Genomic DNA, 19964 nt, shown 5'->3' on the forward strand with positions numbered 1-19964 from the left:
TAATAAAGTATACTACTAATGTGTTAACAGTTAAATAGTACAAATACTTTTTAACTTTAATGCAGTATACCACCTACATATCTACTTTTCAATAACATTATCTAGTTTAATATTTCTCAAATCAACTTCACAGTTCAAAATTAAGGACGTGACCCTGGAATGGTCAGACGGAACCACGTTTCTCCCCGTTAACTTTTCCCTGCTCAGTTTAGAAAAAACAGTGATAAATAGGACTCATGCTGGTATCGACAAGAAGTGTTCCGGATACAAACGTCGGATCAATGCCTTGCAGATAGCTCCAGATCAAATTCCTGCCATGGTGGAACGGATGTCAAGGGGGTTCCTGCCCCCTATGTCCTGATGGACAGTTGGTTCACACAGCAGCTGCTGGTCAAAGCGCTGACCTGTCAGGGACTAGATGTCATTAGCATAGCGAAAGCGACAAATCAGCGTTATCAGGTTGACCGAAACAGTTTGGATTAAAACCTCTGTTCCGGCTCGCTGAACCAGTCACCAGTCAAAAAGGCATTCTGTGTTCAATCCGCACCACCCTGCCAATGGGATTCCGTCCAAAGTGGTTTTCGCACAAAAACGTTACCAGCAGGACCGCTGTACCGACTGCACGATGACGGAATATAAATTATCCGAATCTAAAGAAGAGACGGGACATTGAGTTCTTCTTTAAAACGACCAATTTTTTCTAAAACTACAAAAATAATTTTAGGGACGGTCGTATGACCCCATGATCAGCCATACAGCAATCGTATTTACTCGGTTCATTCTTTTCTGGACTGGCGAAACCGCTGCAGTTCGGACGAACGGACACTAGGCGGCATGTTCTACGAACCTTGCGACGAAATGAGGAACCTGGATTGGGGCGTGTCCCTGACCCATCTACTTGACCTTTTCCATGAAGCTTTAGCCGAAACCAAAAATACAATCAAGAAGTGTATCGTCTGTCAGCTCCAGCAATGGATTGACAGGCTACCCAACTATACCAAGGTTTACCTACCAGAATTAAGCTGCGAAAGTTGCGTTCTCAATAAACAAAAAATTTCTAAATTCAAAGAGAATCTAGAAATTTTGTCACATATTTATCAAAGATATCATAATTAAGAGAAACATATTTCTCTCTGGACTGCTTTCGTGTAAGAATTAATCCTGCTTCTCGAAGAATTTTAAAATGATAAGAACCTGCAGATTTACTCATTTTAACTATCTCTCCGATTTCACCACAAGTTACCCCTCGATTTACCTTTTTTAAATATCGAATAATCTCCAATCTGATTGGATCCGATAGAGCCTTAAAAACTTTTACTCTTAATTCATCTTCTTGTTTTTCTGTTAGTTTAATAATCATAATACTATTGTATCAACTTCAGAGAATTTTATCAACCGAAATTACTATTGAATAAAATAGATACACCTCTGAATTGGCTATAATAATATAATGAGCTCACTGATGAAAACCACCGTACAGCTCATTCTATCTACAAGCTTAGTATAAAAATTTTTTATTCTATACCTGATTTTATAATTGTATTCTACTAAAATCTAATCGAAATTCAAACGGCTTTTATTGAATATAGCTCACTGGATTAACTGCCCCTTTATGTGGTGGTGGAGTCCAAGGGCCTATATACAATTCAAAATGCAGATGAGACCCAAATGATTCGCCTGTATTACCCATTCCGCCAATCACTTGTCCCTGAGTCACTCGTTCACCTGTAGATACATTATAAGCGTTTAGGTGAGCATAGACCGTCGTATACAATTTTCCATCAATTTGATGGGAAACCATTACCGTATTTCCATAACTTGAAGATTGATACGCTCTGAAAACTACTCCGTCAGCTGCAGCCTTAACTGGTGTTCCCTCACTGTTAGCTATATCAATTCCTGGATGAAAGCTGTTATCAAATGACCGATTACCAAACCCAGATGAGATATAACCCTGAGTAGGATTAATAAAATCTGATTTGTTTAACGATAACTTTTTTAATGATAAAGTCGATGCTCTATTTTCTGCTGAACTCGTTTGAGCCTTTACAATGTCCTTTTCTTCCTTCTTATCCATTGACTTTTCTTTAATTTTGGATGCTTCTTTTCTTAATAACGCTAACTCATTTTTTTGATCTTTCTGTTTCTGAAGTAGATCATTTTCTAATTTTTTTAGATCTGCCAATCCATTTTTCAGATTTATCAGTTCTTGTTTTAGTATCTTTTGTTTTGATACTTGATCCTTCTTATCTTTCTCTTGAGCAGTCAGTATTTTGTTATCTGTTTCAGTAATCAATTTCAAGGCGAATAATCGATCCAGAAAATTTCCAAAACTATCTGCACCAAGAAGAACATCAAGATAACTGATTGCCCCTCCATTTATGTAAATGGAACGTATCCGTTCTTTTAATAATTTATCCCTAATACTGATCTGTTTGGTAAGCCGATCAATCTGATCTTTCATCGATTCGGATATTGCTTCACTTTCAACCAGTTTAGATTGTTTATCTGCTACACTTCTTTTTATCTTCTCAATCTGCTTTTCGGATGATTTAATTCTATTTATCGCTACATCTTGTTGTCTATCATTCTTCGACAACTGTTGCTCAGAAGATAAGCTTTGTTTCGTATTGAATTGACGTTCTGAAGTGGCGTGTGCGTAGCTCTCCGTATAACTCGTTATCAACAAAAACGCTGTACCCAAGATCATTGTTGTGCGTAAATATTTTCTTTTCACTACTATCTTTCCCCTTTAGCTTCTTTTCTTTTCTTTGGAGTTTTAAGGTGAAAGACCCCCGCTAGAGCCATTAATCATATCGTAACAGTTCAATATGACAAATTTCGACATGTTTCGATCTCAATATTATTTCGTTTAATTAATTAATCGCGATTTATTTTTTTATCTGAAACCTCCTCAATTTCTCTATAATGTGGTTTAGTTATTAAAATAATGATAATCAATAAATGTGTGGATTTTGTGTGGAAACTATGTAGAAACAAATTATGTTGTAAGATTTAGAACATGTTGATGAACATCACTAAATACGATGATTGATAGAAATAAATTGAGGAATAAATATGAAGGAAAGAGCTGTTCATGAATATTCGGAAATGGCAAAAAGTCATGGAAACAGATCAGGTGCTCACCCTGTCGGTGGGTGCTTCTCAGTTGATTTCCGTGATTTGTGAGAAAACCAATTTAATGAAACGATCAATCATCTGCCGGATTGGGATGAGATCCGTTCGAAAGCCTCTCTCGGCGTTCGGTCGAGCGTTGGATCACCTGCACGAGGCCGGCCCCTGGCGTGTGTATTCCACCCCTGTCTCTTTCCGCCTATCAGAAACCGGGTCTCCCGGTGTCCGGTGTCCGCAGCGATACCACATCCTATTTGTTTTAGGGCAGCTACACTTCGCCAGATGGGGCGGACGGGACACCTGCCATTACGTATGGCTACAGTAAACAGCATCATCCTGATTTGAAGCAGATCGTCATCGGGGTTATACTTTTTTAAATTATGAGAAAAAGCCGATTTCCCATTTTTAAGGAAAAATGGGAAATCGGCTTTAATTTGTTTCTTTATTATTAACATTGTTATCCTGCACAACAAGAAAGTGTAGATATATCTTTGTCAAATGTGAGTGCTGCTAACCTTAAGCCTTCGGCCATAGTGAGATAAGGCGTGAGGGTATCTTGAAGATCTTCCACAGTCATCCCAAACTTTACGGCTAATGTCGCAGCATAGATCACGTCTCCCGCATTTTCAGCAACAATATGGACGCCCAAGACCTTGAGTGTCTTTGCTTCTGCCACTAATTTAAAGACACCAGTCGTCTCTCGATTAACGATTGCTCTGGGCACGGTACTTAAAGGCAGAACAGACGTTTTTACCTTAAGGCCTTTTTTTATTGCCTGCTCTTCCGTTAATCCAACCATGGCAGTTGATGGAGTTGTAAACATAACGCTCGGTACAAAGTCTAAGTCGGTTTTTTGACCAAGTCCTCCGACGGCATTGTCTGCAGCAAGACCGCCTTGATAAGCAGCGACATAGACGAATTGCGGGCCGAGCGTGACATCCCCAGCTGCATAAATACGTGGATTGGTCGTTCTGGAAAATTCATCAATGAGGACTTCACCCCGGGTACCGACCTTAACGTTTGCTGAATACAGATTTAAGTTTGCTGTGTTCGGTTTGCGTCCTGTTGCGACAAGCAACTGCTCTGCTTCAATAACTTGTTCCTTACCCTCAGTCTTTATATGGACTTTCTTTATCTGCCCGTCTTGTTCGATACGCTTGAATTTTATTCCGGTAATAAAATGAATACCTTGTTGTGTTAAAGCTCGTGTTATGGTTTCCGATATTTCCGGATCATATTTTTTTAATAATTGATTGCTCTGCTGCATCAATGTTACTTCCGTACCTAAATGATGAAAAAGCTGACCTAATTCAAAACCTACATAACCGGAACCGATGACCGCAAGACGTTTCGGGATCTTTTTCAGTTCAAGTAAAGTTGTGCTGGTTAAGAAATCCACATGATTTAATCCGGGAATATCGGGTATGAGCGGTGAAGCACCGGTGGCGATTAAAAAACGCTTTCCCGTCAGTTGTCTGCCATTCACTTCGATCGTTTTTTCATTGACAAACTTTGCCTCTCCTTTAATAAGTTCAAAACCATAAGTTCCAATTAAATTTTCATACTTTTGGATCCGTAATGTTTCAACCAATTCATTTTTTTGCTCAACCAGTTGCGCTAAATCAGCTTCAGCTGCTGAAGTGTGCAATCCCTTGAATGGATGATTTTTTGCCTGGTTATTAATTTCCCCGGCTCTGAGCAAGGTCTTAGAAGGAACACAGCCGATATTAACACAGGTACCGCCAACTATACCTCGTTCAATCATTGCCACTCTGGCGCCATACTCTCTGGCTTTAATGGCTGAAGCAAAAGCCGCACCGCCAGAGCCAATAATAATGTAATCGTAGTCGTCTTCTTTATCAGAATCTCCTTCTGATTGGATCTGCATAAAATTTACAGGTTGATAGTGTGCTTCAACTATTGCCCGTTCCACAGTCTCCTTTTTAATACTAACCGGGAGCCCAAAAAGAGCTTCCCCACGTTGATAATTAACCTTAATGTTTCTTGCACCAATATGTTCCAGAGTACTTGCCACATGGTCTTCACACCCGGCACAAGTCATCCCCTGAACAGTCATTCGATACGTTATCATATGATTTCCTCCTCGTATTCTCACATTAAGGATTCAATAATGGGGCACTCATAAATCTCTTTATTCTCAGGACATCTTTTTTTCAGATCGACAAGCATCTTTTCAAGTTTGTTTAATTCCTCGATTTTATGCTGTATCTCACCAATCTTGTTAACGGTAAAATCATATATATCTCTGCACTTCACTTCATTGCGGTCAACAACGCCTAACAACTTGTCAATTTCATTCAATGTAAATCCTAATCTCTTCAACTTTTTAATAAAATTCACTCGGTCCACTGTTTGAGCCTTATAGATACGGTATCCTTTCGCTGTACGAGAGGGAATTGGAATTAGCCCCAGCCGTTCATAGTACCGGATCGTTTCTTTGTTGACGTAAGTTCGGCTGGCCAGCTGTCCGATTCGTAACCCCATTTGTTTCACCTCATATACAATATAAACCCTGTACCAAAGTACAGGGTCAACCTTTATTCCTAAACATAACTCCGTATCATGACGGTAATATCATTAATTGGTCTTTTAGAATGGACTCAAGTGAAAATAGAGCTTTTCAGATTCAAAAAATGGCCGTACGATTTTACTATATTGAATTTCTTGTACAGTTTGCTATAATCTCTTTTTCCTTCTAATACATCAAAAACTAAGCTTAATAACTTAGGAAAACGAGAAACAATCTTTTGCATCAATTTCGGATTTTTGTAAAATTTCCGGCCAAACTGATCCAATGTACTGAGTTCGGGCATGATTGTCAGATCAACATCTCTTTGATAGGTTAAGAATGCTTCACTATATCTATCCCTGATCGACTTTATTAAATGGTCAGAAAGTAATTCAGCACTCCACAAAGCATAGTAGATGCCCTCTCCGGCAAATGAATCGACCAGTCCGGCTGCGTCTCCGATTAATGCTGTTCGTTGCGTCATGATTGGCTGCCGGGTACCGCCAGCAGACAAAAAAGATCCCTTCGCGCTCAGCAGATCTCCACTCATTTCCTGATGGTCCAAAAATGAAAGCAAATATTTCGACATCAATTTCTGACTTAACGAGTAAGAACCGATGCCTGCCGATAGAATTCCATTTTTTGGAAATATCCATATATATCCATCGGGTACTCTGGTATAATCAATGATAACCTTGTTTTTATATTTTGCGTTTGTTGCCTGGTCACATCTGAATTCATATTCCAATGCCAGAGCTTTCCTTCGTTCCGACATTAACCCCACCTGTTTCGCAACGATACTGTTTACGCCATCGGCTCCAACCAAATACCGTCCTGAATATTTCTCATCCCTTGTAAATACATCGACCCTTCCACCGTACTCGACCACTCTTTTAACGAAGGAATCCTCTTTCAGTTCTGCACCACAGTCAACGGCATGTTTCGCCAGTAGTTGATCCAATTCGTCTCTCATAACCATATAAATAAACGGCGTTTTATGTTTAAACCCCTGAATGTCATGATTTCCTTCCACCGTGATAAGTGAAGTGATCTGATCTCGAATAATCGGTGTGATATCAATCGGCATTTTCAGGAGGGCTCTCTTGGTAACCCCGCCTCCACATACTTTATAACGTGGAAAACTTTGCTTCTCTAAAATTAAAACATGAAGTCCTACTTCAGCAAGCTTTGCTGCCAGTGAGCTGCCACCAGGACCTGCTCCGACAATAATTACATCATAAATCTTTGAATCCATTTTGTTTCCAACCTTTTAGCCTTCAATCTTTTAGAGACTGATGCAATTCTCACATCATGAAAATACGTACATTCCTCATAAAAATAGAAAGTCACCCTATGTCCTGCTTGCCATTTGCTAAAAATCATTTCACCACTATTTATTCATATCACTATGATTATGGTCATGCGTGTTTATGCTGTTAGGATTCTGTGTGTTTGAAGGTGGCTGAATGATCGTACTGATTGTCTGGGGTACAGCAGAAAATACAATCACAATCGAAAGAATCGAAGCGATGGCATAAACCCATGCGACCGGGCGTTCATGTCTCCATTTGCGTTTCGCTACGAAAATAAACCGGATCGAAATGACAAGGGAAATGAGTAACAGGATGACTTTTAAAAGGGGAGGCATATTAAATAAAACTGCCCCGATCGACGTTAAACCGACAGAAATCAACAGTATATGCAGCCAGTGATGGGATGTAGCAATAATGGCGAAAAGGACAGAACCTATGGTTTTTAGTAAGGTTTTCCCTCGATTTGACTTTTTATTTGCTGAAACTGATCCAGATTTTCTGTTCCTCATGCCGCTTCTCCTTTTCTTTGTTTCCTAATTTTCTTTGTTACTCTCGATGAGCAGCTTTCATTTGTCTATAGCGTCCGATCATAAAACCGATCGCTAAGATAATCGTTGCCAAAGCCGTCAATTGAGCGACTTTCAGATTAAGTAATGTCCTTAGGCTGTCTCCTCTCCAGAACTCTAAAGTAAATCTCAACGTTGAGTAAAGTATTAACATCTGAAGGAATAGAAACCCTTGGAATGGTTTTCTATATTTAATCAATAGCAAAAAGCCAAAGATGATCAAATCACCGATGGCCTCAAATAAGGGCATCGGCAGGACCGGCGTGCTGCCAAAGATGTTGTAGACAAATGTTCCCGGAGGATAGGAAACAGCCAAGATGGAATTGCTTGGAATACCATAAGCGTCACCGGTAAGAAAATCTGATATGCGACCAATCGCCATTCCGAGTATTAACGCCGGTGCCACGATATCGGCTACCTGCCAAACTGGCAATTTATGCTTCTTAGCGAGCCAGATTCCTACTAAAGTACCGCCGAGAATGCCACCTTGTATTGCCAGTCCCCCCATCCAAACCATAAAAATTTCTGCTGGATGAGCAGCGTAATACGGCCATTTGAAGAGAACAAACCACAATCTTGCTCCAAGAACACCACCCAATACACAATAAATAGCGAATTCCACCATGTAATCCGCTTGAATACCTTGCCTCTTGGCCTCACGATTTATCAACCATAAACCAAAGAGCGTTGCCAGAGCTACCGAAGCACCCAACGTATTAATTGGAATCGGTCCGATTCTAAATAAAACAGGTCCTGGAAACCACATGAACCTTCCTCCCTTTTAATAAAAATAATCACTTTATAAGTTGAATCCTATTGCAAAAATGTGTGGAAACGATGTGGAAACGATAAACTTCGGTTATGATTATAGAAAAATTTTTGGTGATGCATATCAATGAAGAAGGTCATGGAGATTGACCAAAGGAAAAAAAGTCATCTATCTTTTATCATCTTATTTTTCTGTAGTTAATGGCACATAATTGACATCTCTAGCACACTAAAAAAATTTATTCAAATGTACATTTGAATAAAATAAGAAATGATGTATAATATAATCAAATGAATATTTGAATGATAAGGAGGTCGCTATTAGTGGTCGAAAAAGATACATGTGAAATTTATTGCTATGACGAAGAAAAGGTCAATCGCATACAAGGCCTTTTAAAAAATGAAAATGATGGGCTATCTCGCGTTGTTCGATTGTTCAAAGCGCTTGCTGATGAAAATAGGTCAAAAATAGTCTTTGCCTTATGTCAAGATAAGGAGCTATGTGTTTGTGACGTTGCAAACATTATTGGTTCTTCCATAGCAACGGCTTCACATCACCTACGCACTCTCCGTAAGCAAGGTCTTGTAAAATATCGAAAGGACGGAAAAATGGCATTTTATTCGCTTGATGATGAACACATCAAACAATTAATTTCTATTGCAATGACGCACAGAAAAGAGGAGAAAACTCATGTCTGAACAACAAGTCAAGTCATATCGAGTTCAAGGGTTTGACTGCATGGAATGCGCGAACAAGTTTGAAAAAAATGTAAAGCGGTTAGATGGAGTGATTGAAGCTAAAGTGAATTTTGGCGCTTCTAAGATTATGGTTACTGGAAACACAACCATTGAAGCGTTAGAAAAAGCAGGAGCATTTGAAAAATTAAAAGTCAGGGATGAAGCAGAACAAACTGTTGAACATGTACCATTTTGGAAGCAAAAAGAAAATTTTAAAGTCTACATTTCAGCCTTTCTATTGATAATCAGTTGGATTATTGGGACTCAATACGGAGAGCTGAGTCTGATTCCTACCATCGGATTTTTAGCGGCTATTATCATCGGTGGCTACTCGTTATTCATTGAAGGTTTTAAAAATCTGATTCGGCTTGACTTTGATATGGACACTCTTATGACGATTGCTATTATAGGAGCGGCCGCGATAGGTAAATGGGAAGAAGGAGCAACGGTTGTTATTCTCTTTGCGATTAGTGAAGCGTTAGAAAGTTATTCAGCAGATAAAGCGAGACAATCTATTCAATCGTTAATGAAAATTGCACCAAAAGAAACATTGATTCGTCGGAACGGTCAAGAATTGATGGTCCCTGTTGTAGATGTTCAGGTTGGTGACACAATGATTGTGAAACCAGGGCAAAAATTGGCTATGGACGGAGTTGTGACTAATGGAACATCGACTCTAAATCAAGCCGCCATTACTGGCGAGTCAGTACCAGTAACAAAAACCATTAATGACGAAGTCTTTGCTGGGACATTAAATGAAGAAGGTTTGTTGGAGGTCAAAGTTACAAAAAGAGTTGAAGATACAACTCTTTCTAAAATTATTCATTTAGTTGAAGAATCTCAAGCAGAAAAAGCACCTTCTCAGACGTTTGTTGATCGTTTTGCAAAAGTCTATACGCCAGCGATTATTATTTTCGCTGTCCTGTTGTCCGTGATTCCTCCTTTATTCATGGGAGATTCTTGGGGAGATTGGATCTATCGAGGGTTAGCCTTGCTGGTTGTCGGTTGCCCGTGTGCTCTGGTCATTTCTACACCCGTAGCTATTGTCACATCGATAGGAAATGCTGCCAAAAACGGTGTAATTATCAAAGGAGGAGTTCACCTAGAAGAAGCTGGCTCCCTCAAGGTTATTGCCTTTGATAAAACCGGTACATTAACAAGAGGGATTCCAGAGGTTACAGACGTTGTAACTTTTAATAAAAACGAACAAGATATCATAACCTTAACAGCGGCTCTTGAAAAAGGATCTCAGCACCCACTCGCCTCAGCCATTGTTAGGAAGGCTGAGGAAGAAAGGCTGAAATTTAACGATATTGAGATTGAGGACTTTCAATCCATTACTGGTAAAGGTGTCAAGGCTAGAATTAACCAGAACATGTACTATGTGGGAAGCCCGAACCTTTTTGAAGAAACACTTTCTAATGGGATTAAAAAAGCTATTCATAATCAGATTGTAACCCTTCAAAAGCAAGGGAAAACAGTAATGGTTTTTGGAACGGACGGAGATATTCTTGCCCTTATCGCTGTGGCTGATAAGCTAAGAGATTCAGCGAAGAATGTTATCCAAAAACTTCATCAGTCCGGTATTGAACAAACTGTAATGTTAACAGGGGACAACAAAAGTACAGCCGAGACAATAGGAAAAGAAGTCGGTGTTTCTGATATTCAAGCAGAATTGCTACCGGAAGAAAAGCTAAATTATATTAAGTCCTATCGTGGGAAGCAAAAGGTTGCAATGGTTGGTGATGGGGTGAACGATGCCCCAGCATTGGCAGAAGCCACTGTGGGTATTGCTATGGGGGGTGCTGGAACAGATACAGCTTTAGAGACAGCCGACATTGCCCTTATGTCTGATGATTTAACAAAATTGCCCTACACAATAAAATTGAGCCGTAAAGCTTTGGCGATTATTAAACAAAACGTCACGTTCTCACTAGCTATTAAAGCTATTTCTATATTGCTTATTTTCCCAGGGTGGCTAACACTATGGATTGCTATTTTAGCTGATGTAGGAGCTACTATAATAGTCACATTGAACAGTTTACGACTCGCAAAAATTAAAGAGTAAAAATCAATACAAAACCTTCGCTTGATTGGCGAAGGTTTTAGTGCTGATTATGGAAGATGGAGGGATGTGTAAGTTAGTACGTTTTGGAACAGCATTGATACACAGATAAGTTTGGTCGATTATGTGAAGCGTTCCGGTTACCATTATTGTTTTGTTCAATGTTTTCTCAAATTAATCATAGAGGGACAAAGAGAGTGAATGAACTACCACACTAAAATTATGCTTAAAAAAATCAGTAAAAGGATCATCTGTCAATTTCTTTTAACTTGTTTCCTTCTTTGTGAAATTAGTTAAATGTATCTTGGGAACGAATCTAGGTACTTTTTTCATGTATTCAAAGTATTCCTCACCAAACTCTTGAACCATGTTCTGTTCTTCTCTTTTTGCGAGTTTCCTGTACATAATCAGTAAAGTAGGAGCCATAATGAGTGTAATTAGCGTTGGCCATTGAATCAGAAAACCGATAATTGCTATTCCGAAACCCGTGTACTGAGGATGGCGGATGAACCGGTAAATACCATCTGTAACCAACTTTCCTTTCCCTGAATGTATTTTTCTCCAACCAATCCCAATGATAATCAACCCACCAAAAATAAATACATTGCTTAAAGGGTGCAGAATATCATATAAAATCGGAGATCCCCCTGTCAGCGCCACCCAAAGATGACCATTAATATGGTTAAACGGATCAAGAACCGGATAGTTTTTACCTAGAATAGACGTCAGGATATAAATGGTTAGAGGATAGCCAAACATTTCACTAAACAATGCGACCATAAACCCTGTAAACGCCCCCAAAGTTCTCCAGTCCCGTTTTGTCGTCGGTTTAAACACAGAGTAAGCAAACATTCCGAAGAAAACGATGTTGAACAGGACAGCACCCCATAGACCGTACGCGTATTTTCCATCAGGTGTTTTTGTCAATATGAAATTGAGCCAGAGTGATCACATCAAAAGTGAGCCACTTTATGAAACTGAGGTACCATTAATGGGATAATATGGGTGTAAGGGGGCACTGGCCCGGGGAGGGCCAGTGCCCCCTTACACCCTCGCTGATTCTGGGCTTACCTTTCATCTTCTTGTCGTTTCATACTCTGCCTGAATCGGTAGGATTCACCGTTAAGCAGATGAATGTGACAGCGATGCGTCAACCGATCAAGGAGTGCAGCGGTCATCTTTTCATCGCCAAACAAGTTGGTCCATTCGTTGAATTCCAGATTGGTTGTTAGAATCAGACTGGCCCGCTCGTATCGGCTTGAGAAGAATTGAAACAGAAGTTCAGCCCCGGTTTTAGAGAAGGGGACATACCCGAGTTCATCCACAATGACGACATCAAACTTCAGCCATCTTTTCTCAAGCACACTTAATTTCTGCTCCTCATAGGCTGTAAGCAACTCTTCGACTAATTCAGACGCCGTGATAAATTTGGTTTTAAAACCGTTCTGAATCATTTCAATACCCAACCCAATAGCCAGATGAGTCTTTCCTGTACCGCTGTTGCCGAGAAAGATCACATTCTCTTTCTTTCGGACGAACTCGCCTTTCGCCAGAGTAAGAAAGTGATTTCGGTTTAAGCTGGGCATCAGGCTGAAATCATAGGTGTCCAGCGTTTTATGCACGGGAAAGCGGGCCTGTTTCAATCGCCTTTGGCGCTGATTCTCTTCTCGGCTCTGAGCTTCAGCTTCAAGCAGTGCTAATAGATAATCCTCGTAACGCAGATTATGTTCTTCCGCTTCTCGTGCCAGAGACCGGTACTGCTTGGCCAGAGTCGGCATTCTAAGTTGACGTGTCAAATGATCTAATAAAAGTTCTGTGGTCATTCGTTCGCCCCCCTTACAAGTTGTCGGTATTGATTGATATCGGTCACTTTCACCTTATAGCCCTGCAGGGCTTCCGGAGCTTGACCAACCGGACGAGTCACATTACCGATCACCTGTTGAATGATTTCATAAACCGCTTCGTAGGTGAAGCTCTGCCTTCGTTCCGCTTCGGTCATCGCCTCGCTCAATGGGTCCATACCCAGGTCACGGTGGAGGAGAAGAAGTCGAATAAATTTGCGGTCTCCATCTGCACCTTCAGCCTCACGCATTTTGCGGTGAAATCGCCGGAAGACTTCAGGGATCTGTGGATTCTGAAAGGGAAGTGCATCCCGGATGGCACGCGGTTTTTTCAGAAGCACCTCCAGATAGTGATCCAAACGGGTGAACAGCTGATTTCGTTCATAAGAACGAGGATACTCAGCGATCACTTGATCCTGAGCCACAATGACTAGATGATCCACGAACTTCTTGACCCAGACGGCCTGTCCCACATAAACGCAAGGAACTGAATACTGATTCGTTTCCACATGGATTAAGGAGAGCTGATTGACCTGGCAGGACACCAGCTGGCAGGCCTCAAAAGGTGTTTCCGGAAGGGGATGGAGCGTCAACTTTTCCCTGGCCCAAACCTGTGCCACCGTTTCATCGGTATGCGGAACACGGACGTGCTTAGCTTCTTTCTGGCACCAATCCACAAGGTAGTCATTCAACTCGTCCAGGGACTGTACGTCTGGAAAAGGAACCAGTGCGTTGCGCCGGACATAGCCGACCGTTCCTTCAATCCGGCCCTTTTCATTTCCTCTCCGGGGATTGGCAAAGGTTGCTTTGAATCCGTAATGTGCCTGGAGCGCGATAAAAGCTTCCTGTTCCAGGCGATGCCGGCCTTCCAGAATTTTCTCTACGGCTGTCTTCAGATTGTCCAAGAGGCCTTCGACAGGCACACCCCCCAGAAATTCAAAGGCGTGTACAAAGCCATCCAAAAAGGCCTCCTGTTTTTGATGGGCATAGGCCCGGACAAAACGTAAACGGCTGGATGAAAGCTGGAGGCAAAATAAAAAGATTCTCTGCGTCCGTCCGCTCAGGATGACATCCGCCTCGCCCCAGTCGAACTGGAATTGAAGGCCCAATTGAAATTCAAGAGGGATGAACACCTCCTTCTGTTTCTGTCTTCTCCGGGCGACAAGTTTACGGATGTTAGAGGCAGATCCTTTGAAACTGTATTCTTCTACCAATCGTTGATAAACTCTCGCTGCCGTATGTTTCTGCTTGACCCAGTGTTTCTGATCCTCAAGGAGCCACTGGTCGATGACGGGCAGAATGCGTTGGGTTTCCTCCGAGTATTCTTTCTTCCCGTACGAACGTTGCCGAACCGCAAGGGTCGGGGGCTCCTTCTGTTTGAGATACTTACTCACCGTATTTCGTGAAATCCCTAGATTTCTCGCAATCTCACGTTGAGAAAGGCCTTCAACCTCCTTCATAATTTTGATACGATCATAGAGAGCCATATCGATCATCCTTTTTTCCCTCTCCCCTATGTAGAATTGCTGGTTACTTTTCTATCATAGGAAAGATGGGCTAAAAATTGGAAATCATGTGGCTCATTATTATGTGATCATTTTGCCTGTAAATGGCTCAATTCCAAGTTATCAAAAACATCAGGCATGAATCATTCGCTCCTCTTCATTTAATATTCTTAAACCAGCTTCTTGATTCTTTTTAGTTTTTTACAATGATCTTCCCTCTGAACATGCCCATCTGGCAGGTAAAGTCATAGGATCCTGTTTTCATGGGTGGAAGATCAACAATGACTTTTTCTCCGGCAGGGAGCGTCGCGCTTTTCTCAAAATCAGGAAAGATCACCATTCCATCGCAGGCTCCTGTCTCGACACGGGTAAATTCAAATCGAACCGGTTTCCCGCTCTGAACAACAATACGGGATGGATTATAGCCGTTCTTAACCAGAATCTTAGCTTCCTGATAGCCGGAAGCATTCGTTTCCACAAGGCTTCCTCCTTTTTTTGGTCCCCAGAAGTACCAGGCGATCACACCAATCAGTAACAGTCCGCCAATAGTAACGATCCAATTCATGTGAATCATTCTCCCCTCTTTAATTAAATTTAAGTTTCAATCTTTTCAAACGGTTGGCGTTCAAGACAACGGTTAAAGAACTGAAGGCCATCGCTGCCGCGGCGACCAACGGCGATAATAGGATACCTGTGAAGGGATAGAGAACCCCCAGGGCAATGGGAATACCGATCGCATTGTAAATAAATGCGCCGAACAGCCCTTCGTAAATGTTCTTCATCGTCGCTCTGCTGACCTTAATGGCACTGACGACTCCCTTCAGGCTCCCGGAAATAAGGGTAATATCACTGGCTTCGATGGCGACATCCGTTCCGGTTCCGATGGCGATACCGACATCGGCCTGCGTGAGAGCGGGCGCATCATTAATTCCGTCGCCGACCATGGCCACTTTCTTCCCTTCTTCCTGAAGCTTGCGGACATTTTCCGCCTTATGCTGAGGAAGCACCTCCGCCAGAACCCGATCAATGCCCACCTGTTTAGCGATCGCGCGGGCCGTTCGCTCGTTGTCCCCGGTAATCATCACGACTTCCAGGCCCATTGATTTCAATTCATGAATAACGGAAAGCGAATCCTTCTTGACGGTGTCCGCAACCGCGACGATACCGCCGGCTTCCCCATTAATCGCCAAGAACATCGGTGTCTTTCCCTGATCGGCCATAGAAGCGTCATAACGGTTAAAACCGTCCAGAGGAATCCCTTTTTCCTTCATTAATTTTAAATTGCCGAAATAGATCTTTTTTCCGTCAATTGTTCCTTCAACTCCATGTCCCGGAATCGCATTGAAGCCCTCGCTTTTAACAGGCCTCGACCCTTTCTCCTTTGCCTTTTCCACAATAGCGGACGCCAGCGGATGTTCAGATCCCTGCTCAATCGAAGCACTGATTAAAAGAAGTTCTTCCTCAGTAAACTTTCCAAGGGGAACGATATCCGTGAGTGAAGGCTTTCCTTCCGTAATCGTGCCGGTTTTGTCCATGACAATCGTTTTAAGTTTCTGTGCGATTTGCAGCGCTTCTCCGGAGCGGATTAAAATCCCGTTTTCTGCCCCTTTTCCAATGCCGGTTGTCAGGGACATTGGGGTTGCCATACCCAGCGCGCACGGGCAGGCAATGATTAGGGTCGTCACCGCAACAATCAATGCGTATACCCATCCCGGCTGCGGCCCGAAATCATACCAGACGATATAGCCAAGTATGGCCGCAATAATGACACCCGGAGTGAAGAATGACGAAACCTGATCGACAACTTTTTGAACGGGGATACGCGATCCCTGGGCCTGTTTCACCATCTCCACAATATTGGCCAATGCCGAGTCCTTTTGGTCCTTGGTTACTTTGAATGTGAAACTTCCGGTTTTATTTAATGTCCCTCCGAAAACTTCATCGTTTTCATTCTTTTCCACAGGTATGGATTCTCCGGTCAGCATCGATTCATCAACAGCTGAACTTCCGGAAACAACGGTTCCGTCAATGGCGACCTTTTCACCGGGGCGAACAACAATATGATCCCCAATTTTTATTTCCTCGAGCGGAACCCTGACTTCTTTTCCATCCCGTACAACGTTGGCTGTCTGCGGCTGAAGGGCGACCAGTTTATTGATCGCTTCGGATGACCGCCCTCTTGCTTTCACTTCAAGCGCCGATCCAAGAACAACGAGCGCCGTGACAACTGTGGTGACATCATAGTAGACATCAGCCATTTCAGGTCTCGGAAAAATTTGCGGCCAAAACAGAGCGACAAGAGAATAGAGCCACGCCGCTGAAACACCGGTTGCGATCAGCGTGTTCATATTAGCGGAGCGCTGTTTCAGCCCTTCCCAGGTGCCGACAAAGAATTGACCGCCGCTTCGGATCACAACATACAGGGCAAGCAGTCCCATGATCAGCCGTGCCCACCAAAGTTGTCCGCTTCCCATCGGAAATAAATTCCCTAATCCAAATAAATTGGGGTAGGAGACTAAGATAACAGGAACGGATACAATCGCTGCCCGCCACCATTTCTTCATTAAGGAACGATATTCCCGTTCTTCAGAGGATTCCTCCTGCTGGCCCTGGTCCTGCATCGAGTGATTGCTCAACATCACATGTTCCTGCATCTGATGTTGATGTCCGTGAATGTGCTGTGCATTTCCTGCGTCCATCATACATTCTCCTTTACACATAATTTTGATGTTGCCGGACAAAAGTTACATTTATGCTCCGTGTCGCCTTCAGAAGCGGATCATGGTTTTTATAGGATTTTCTCCTTCATAAGTATAGTAACCAGTAATGATGTAGATTTTGAGTTGAAAACGTGTAGAATCTGTTAACCTCCAAAAAAAAATCAGGCAGGCTGACATCTGCCCCTCCTCGCCTTTGTCAATTCTTTTTTTGGAAAAAATACAATCATGTTCGTATCAAATATGTTCTATTCGACGTGAAGCTAATCAAAACTCAAATTATTGAAAATTACTTAATTGTATATCTAAAAAGGAAGTTCTCTCTTCTAGTCGTAATATCATTTCGATTTTTTCATTTTTATTCCACAAGAATCCACTCTTCAGACCAATTTTGAGTGGCTGTGATAATAGGTAAAGTAGCCCTTCCCTTTTCAGTTAACGAGTATTCTATTCTGACTGGTATCTCTGGGAATACTTTTCGCTTAACAATGCCTTCTACCTCAAGTTCTTTCAAACGCTCGGAAAGAACTCGCCCGCTTAAAGGAAGGGCCGACTGTATTTCGCAGAAACGCTGTTTTCCCTTGAACAGTTGAAAAAGGATGAGTCCTGTCCAGCGTTTGCTCAGTATAGACATCCCCTTCTCGAACTTAGGAGAAAAATTCGTCTCCGTCATGTTTGTCTGCCTCCAGATGAATCATCATAAAATATCCAGCCCCCTGCTTGAGCATCATTACGACCGGCAGTCGATGACGCAAATCCAATGGAAAATATTGTAATAAATATTGAATTCCAACCTGAAGGTTTACTTCTGACAACCAACAATAATTATAAAAATCATTCATACATACTGTTTAGGACGTCGTATTCTCACTAAAACGGTCTCTGCTAGGTTCAATATATTCTCCACGTTCATACAATGCCTTAATTTGTTCGGCTTCCAGTGTTTCAACTTTTAACAAAGTTTGCGCGATCAGCTCCAATTTATCACGGTGTTCCACCAACAGTTCCTTACAACGTGTATATTGTCGCTTAATGATTTGCTGAACCTCGGTGTCAATTTCGTAAGCAATTCGATCACTATTATTTTGTTCGCTTGGCATCATGCCGAGAAAGGGTTGGCTACTGCTATTTCCAAACTGCAGAGGGCCAAGCTTCTCACTCATCCCCCACTCAGTCACCATGCGTCTTGCGATATTTGTAGCTCTCTGAAAATCATTGCTAGCTCCCGTAGATACTTCACCAAATGTGATCTCTTCAGCCACACGGCCACCAAGCAGGCCGGTGATCTGTTCCAGCAGTTCCGGTTTGGTCATTAAATGGCGATCTTCTTTAGGCAAGGAAATCGTGTACCCACCTGCCTGTCCACGTGGAATAATCGTCACTTTATGCACCTCATCGGCACCGTCTAGAGCTAGACCAATGATTGTATGCCCAGATTCATGATAGGCAACAATATTTTGTTCTTTTTTGGAAATGACACGTGATTTCTTTGCGACCCCTGCTATGACACGTTCAACTGCTTCATCAATATCCTCCATATCAATGACGATCTTGTTGGCGCGTGCAGCAACCAGTGCTGCTTCATTTAACAAGTTCTCTAAATCTGCTCCGGAAAATCCTGGTGTCAACTTAGCTACCGTTTTCAAATCAATATCTTTCGATAGCGGTTTGTTTCGTGCATGAACTCGAAGTACAGCCTCACGTCCATTCAGATCTGGACGGCTAACTGGAATTTGGCGATCAAAACGGCCTGGTCTCATCAAAGCGGGATCCAGAATATCCGGCCTGTTTGTCGCTGCAATGATTATGATTCCTTCATCGGCCGCAAAACCATCCATTTCAACGAGCAGCTGATTCAAAGTCTGTTCCCGTTCATCGTTTCCTCCGCCTAGACCGGCTCCTCGCTGGCGGCCGACGGCATCAATTTCGTCAATAAAGATAATACAAGGTGAATTTTTTTTTGCCTGTTCAAATAAATCACGAACCCTTGAAGCACCGACACCCACGAACATTTCAACAAAGTCAGAGCCGCTGATTGAAAAGAAGGGAACACCCGCTTCTCCGGCAACCGCACGCGCCAGCAATGTTTTCCCTGTTCCCGGAGGTCCTTCAAGTAAAACGCCTTTTGGTATTCTTGCACCCAAAGCAATAAATTTTCTCGGTTCTTTTAGAAAATCGACAATCTCAACTAATTCCTGCTTTTCTTCATCCGCACCCGCCACATCTTTAAACGTGACTTTATGATTATCCTCTTTATAAAGTTTAGCCTTACTTTTACCAACGCTCATCATTTGGCCGCCACCACGTGTACGATTCATGAGAAAGAAAACCAGCAAGAACATGAGAACAAATGGGATCAGTGAAGTAAGAAATACGACCCAACCAGGTGTACTTGCTTCTGGTTGAATAGTCAAATTGGATTGTTCAGCCAATGAAGTGATTTGATTGATTTCCTTTTCACTTGCCGGGACATAGGCTCTAAATGTCGTATTCTTTTTTCCCTTATTCAAGCGGCCTGTTGCTGTATAGACACTCCCATCCGGCTGAAGCGTCAGTTCTCTGACATCCCCTTTGGCAAGATGTTGTTGAAAGGTACTGAAAGACATCGGTTCAACAATGTTGTTTGGACTGGTCAGCCATTTGGTCACGCCTGCAACAACCAGAACGATAAAGACATAAATGATCATATTTCTATAGACGCGTTTCATCCGTCTCCTCCACTCACGCATAAGGAACCCTGTATTTCAAAAGTGAAAGTCACTCTAATTTTCACCGTTCATCATTTA

At 42.2% G+C, this 19964-nt stretch carries 17 protein-coding genes and 1 pseudogene; 3 read left to right on the forward strand and 15 right to left on the reverse strand.

Annotated elements, in window-relative coordinates; all coding sequences use genetic code 11:
* Nucleotides 1-148: 148 nt before the first annotated feature.
* A pseudogene (locus tag COP04_RS20865) lies at nt 149-1032 on the forward strand (IS4 family transposase); the annotation flags it as partial.
* Between the two features lie 31 nt (nt 1033-1063).
* Here COP04_RS20865 and COP04_RS18545 read toward each other — a convergent pair.
* The 8 genes from COP04_RS18545 to lgt form a co-directional block, all read right to left on the reverse strand.
* Nucleotides 1064-1360, reverse strand: a complete 297-nt coding sequence (locus COP04_RS18545; RefSeq protein WP_010024626.1) for an ArsR/SmtB family transcription factor — start codon at nt 1358-1360, stop codon at nt 1064-1066.
* Between the two features lie 216 nt (nt 1361-1576).
* A complete protein-coding gene (locus tag COP04_RS18550) occupies nt 1577-2737 on the reverse strand; it encodes a murein hydrolase activator EnvC family protein (protein WP_010024625.1) in 1161 nt (386 codons plus the stop codon).
* A 478-nt stretch (nt 2738-3215) separates the two neighbouring features.
* Complete coding sequence (locus tag COP04_RS18555) at nt 3216-3590, reverse strand: hypothetical protein (RefSeq protein ID WP_093672803.1); 375 nt, start codon at nt 3588-3590, stop codon at nt 3216-3218.
* Nucleotides 3591-3592: 2 nt separating this feature from the next.
* Nucleotides 3593-5227 carry a mercury(II) reductase gene (merA, locus tag COP04_RS18560; RefSeq protein WP_010023127.1) on the reverse strand — a complete coding sequence of 545 codons (1635 nt, stop codon included), beginning with the start codon at nt 5225-5227 and terminating at the stop codon, nt 3593-3595.
* 20 nt (nt 5228-5247) lie between these two features.
* Entirely contained in the window at nt 5248-5640 is a 393-nt protein-coding gene (gene merR / locus COP04_RS18565) for an Hg(II)-responsive transcriptional regulator (RefSeq protein ID WP_010023125.1), read from the reverse strand.
* Nucleotides 5641-5756: 116 nt separating this feature from the next.
* Nucleotides 5757-6920 carry a geranylgeranyl reductase family protein gene (locus COP04_RS18570; RefSeq protein ID WP_100489375.1) on the reverse strand — a complete coding sequence of 388 codons (1164 nt, stop codon included), beginning with the start codon at nt 6918-6920 and terminating at the stop codon, nt 5757-5759.
* A 135-nt stretch (nt 6921-7055) separates the two neighbouring features.
* Nucleotides 7056-7487 carry a hypothetical protein gene (locus COP04_RS19805; RefSeq protein ID WP_010023122.1) on the reverse strand — a complete coding sequence of 144 codons (432 nt, stop codon included), beginning with the start codon at nt 7485-7487 and terminating at the stop codon, nt 7056-7058.
* 37 nt (nt 7488-7524) lie between these two features.
* Complete coding sequence (gene lgt, locus COP04_RS18580) at nt 7525-8310, reverse strand: prolipoprotein diacylglyceryl transferase (RefSeq protein WP_010023121.1); 786 nt, start codon at nt 8308-8310, stop codon at nt 7525-7527.
* A 326-nt stretch (nt 8311-8636) separates the two neighbouring features.
* Here lgt and COP04_RS18585 point away from each other — a divergent pair, with 326 nt between their 5' ends.
* Nucleotides 8637-9011 (forward strand): ArsR/SmtB family transcription factor, encoded by a 375-nt coding sequence (locus COP04_RS18585; protein ID WP_093672797.1) that lies wholly within the window; start codon nt 8637-8639, stop codon nt 9009-9011.
* Nucleotides 9004-11118: a heavy metal translocating P-type ATPase gene (locus COP04_RS18590; RefSeq protein ID WP_100489376.1), complete on the forward strand. Its 2115-nt coding sequence runs from the start codon at nt 9004-9006 to the stop codon at nt 11116-11118. Before COP04_RS18585 ends, COP04_RS18590 begins: the two co-directional genes overlap by 8 nt.
* A gap of 261 nt (nt 11119-11379) precedes the next feature.
* Here the strand turns inward: COP04_RS18590 and COP04_RS18595 are convergent, their stop codons facing one another.
* The 7 genes from COP04_RS18595 to ftsH all read right to left on the reverse strand — a co-directional run bounded on the left by COP04_RS18595 (nt 11380) and on the right by ftsH (nt 19886).
* Nucleotides 11380-12042: a methyltransferase family protein gene (locus COP04_RS18595; RefSeq protein ID WP_100489377.1), complete on the reverse strand. Its 663-nt coding sequence runs from the start codon at nt 12040-12042 to the stop codon at nt 11380-11382.
* A gap of 140 nt (nt 12043-12182) precedes the next feature.
* The gene (gene istB / locus COP04_RS18600; protein WP_100489378.1) at nt 12183-12938 is read right to left on the reverse strand and encodes an IS21-like element helper ATPase IstB; all 756 of its coding nucleotides are present in this window, start codon (nt 12936-12938) and stop codon (nt 12183-12185) included.
* A complete protein-coding gene (gene istA, locus COP04_RS18605) occupies nt 12935-14452 on the reverse strand; it encodes an IS21 family transposase (protein ID WP_100489379.1) in 1518 nt (505 codons plus the stop codon). The genes istB and istA overlap by 4 nt, the downstream gene beginning before the upstream one ends.
* Before the next feature lie 202 nt (nt 14453-14654).
* Entirely contained in the window at nt 14655-15026 is a 372-nt protein-coding gene (locus tag COP04_RS18610) for a cupredoxin domain-containing protein (protein WP_100489380.1), read from the reverse strand.
* A gap of 19 nt (nt 15027-15045) precedes the next feature.
* Complete coding sequence (locus COP04_RS18615; protein WP_100489381.1) at nt 15046-17160, reverse strand: copper-translocating P-type ATPase; 2115 nt, start codon at nt 17158-17160, stop codon at nt 15046-15048.
* A 376-nt stretch (nt 17161-17536) separates the two neighbouring features.
* The gene (locus tag COP04_RS18620; RefSeq protein WP_100489382.1) at nt 17537-17851 is read right to left on the reverse strand and encodes a winged helix-turn-helix transcriptional regulator; all 315 of its coding nucleotides are present in this window, start codon (nt 17849-17851) and stop codon (nt 17537-17539) included.
* 178 nt (nt 17852-18029) lie between these two features.
* On the reverse strand, nt 18030-19886 hold the full coding sequence (gene ftsH / locus COP04_RS18625; protein ID WP_100489383.1) for an ATP-dependent zinc metalloprotease FtsH: 1857 nt from the start codon (nt 19884-19886) through the stop codon (nt 18030-18032).
* Between the last annotated feature and the right edge of the window lie 78 nt (nt 19887-19964).

Source organism: Sporolactobacillus pectinivorans (genome assembly GCF_002802965.1).
In the GTDB taxonomy this organism is placed as follows: domain Bacteria; phylum Bacillota; class Bacilli; order Bacillales; family Sporolactobacillaceae; genus Sporolactobacillus; species Sporolactobacillus pectinivorans.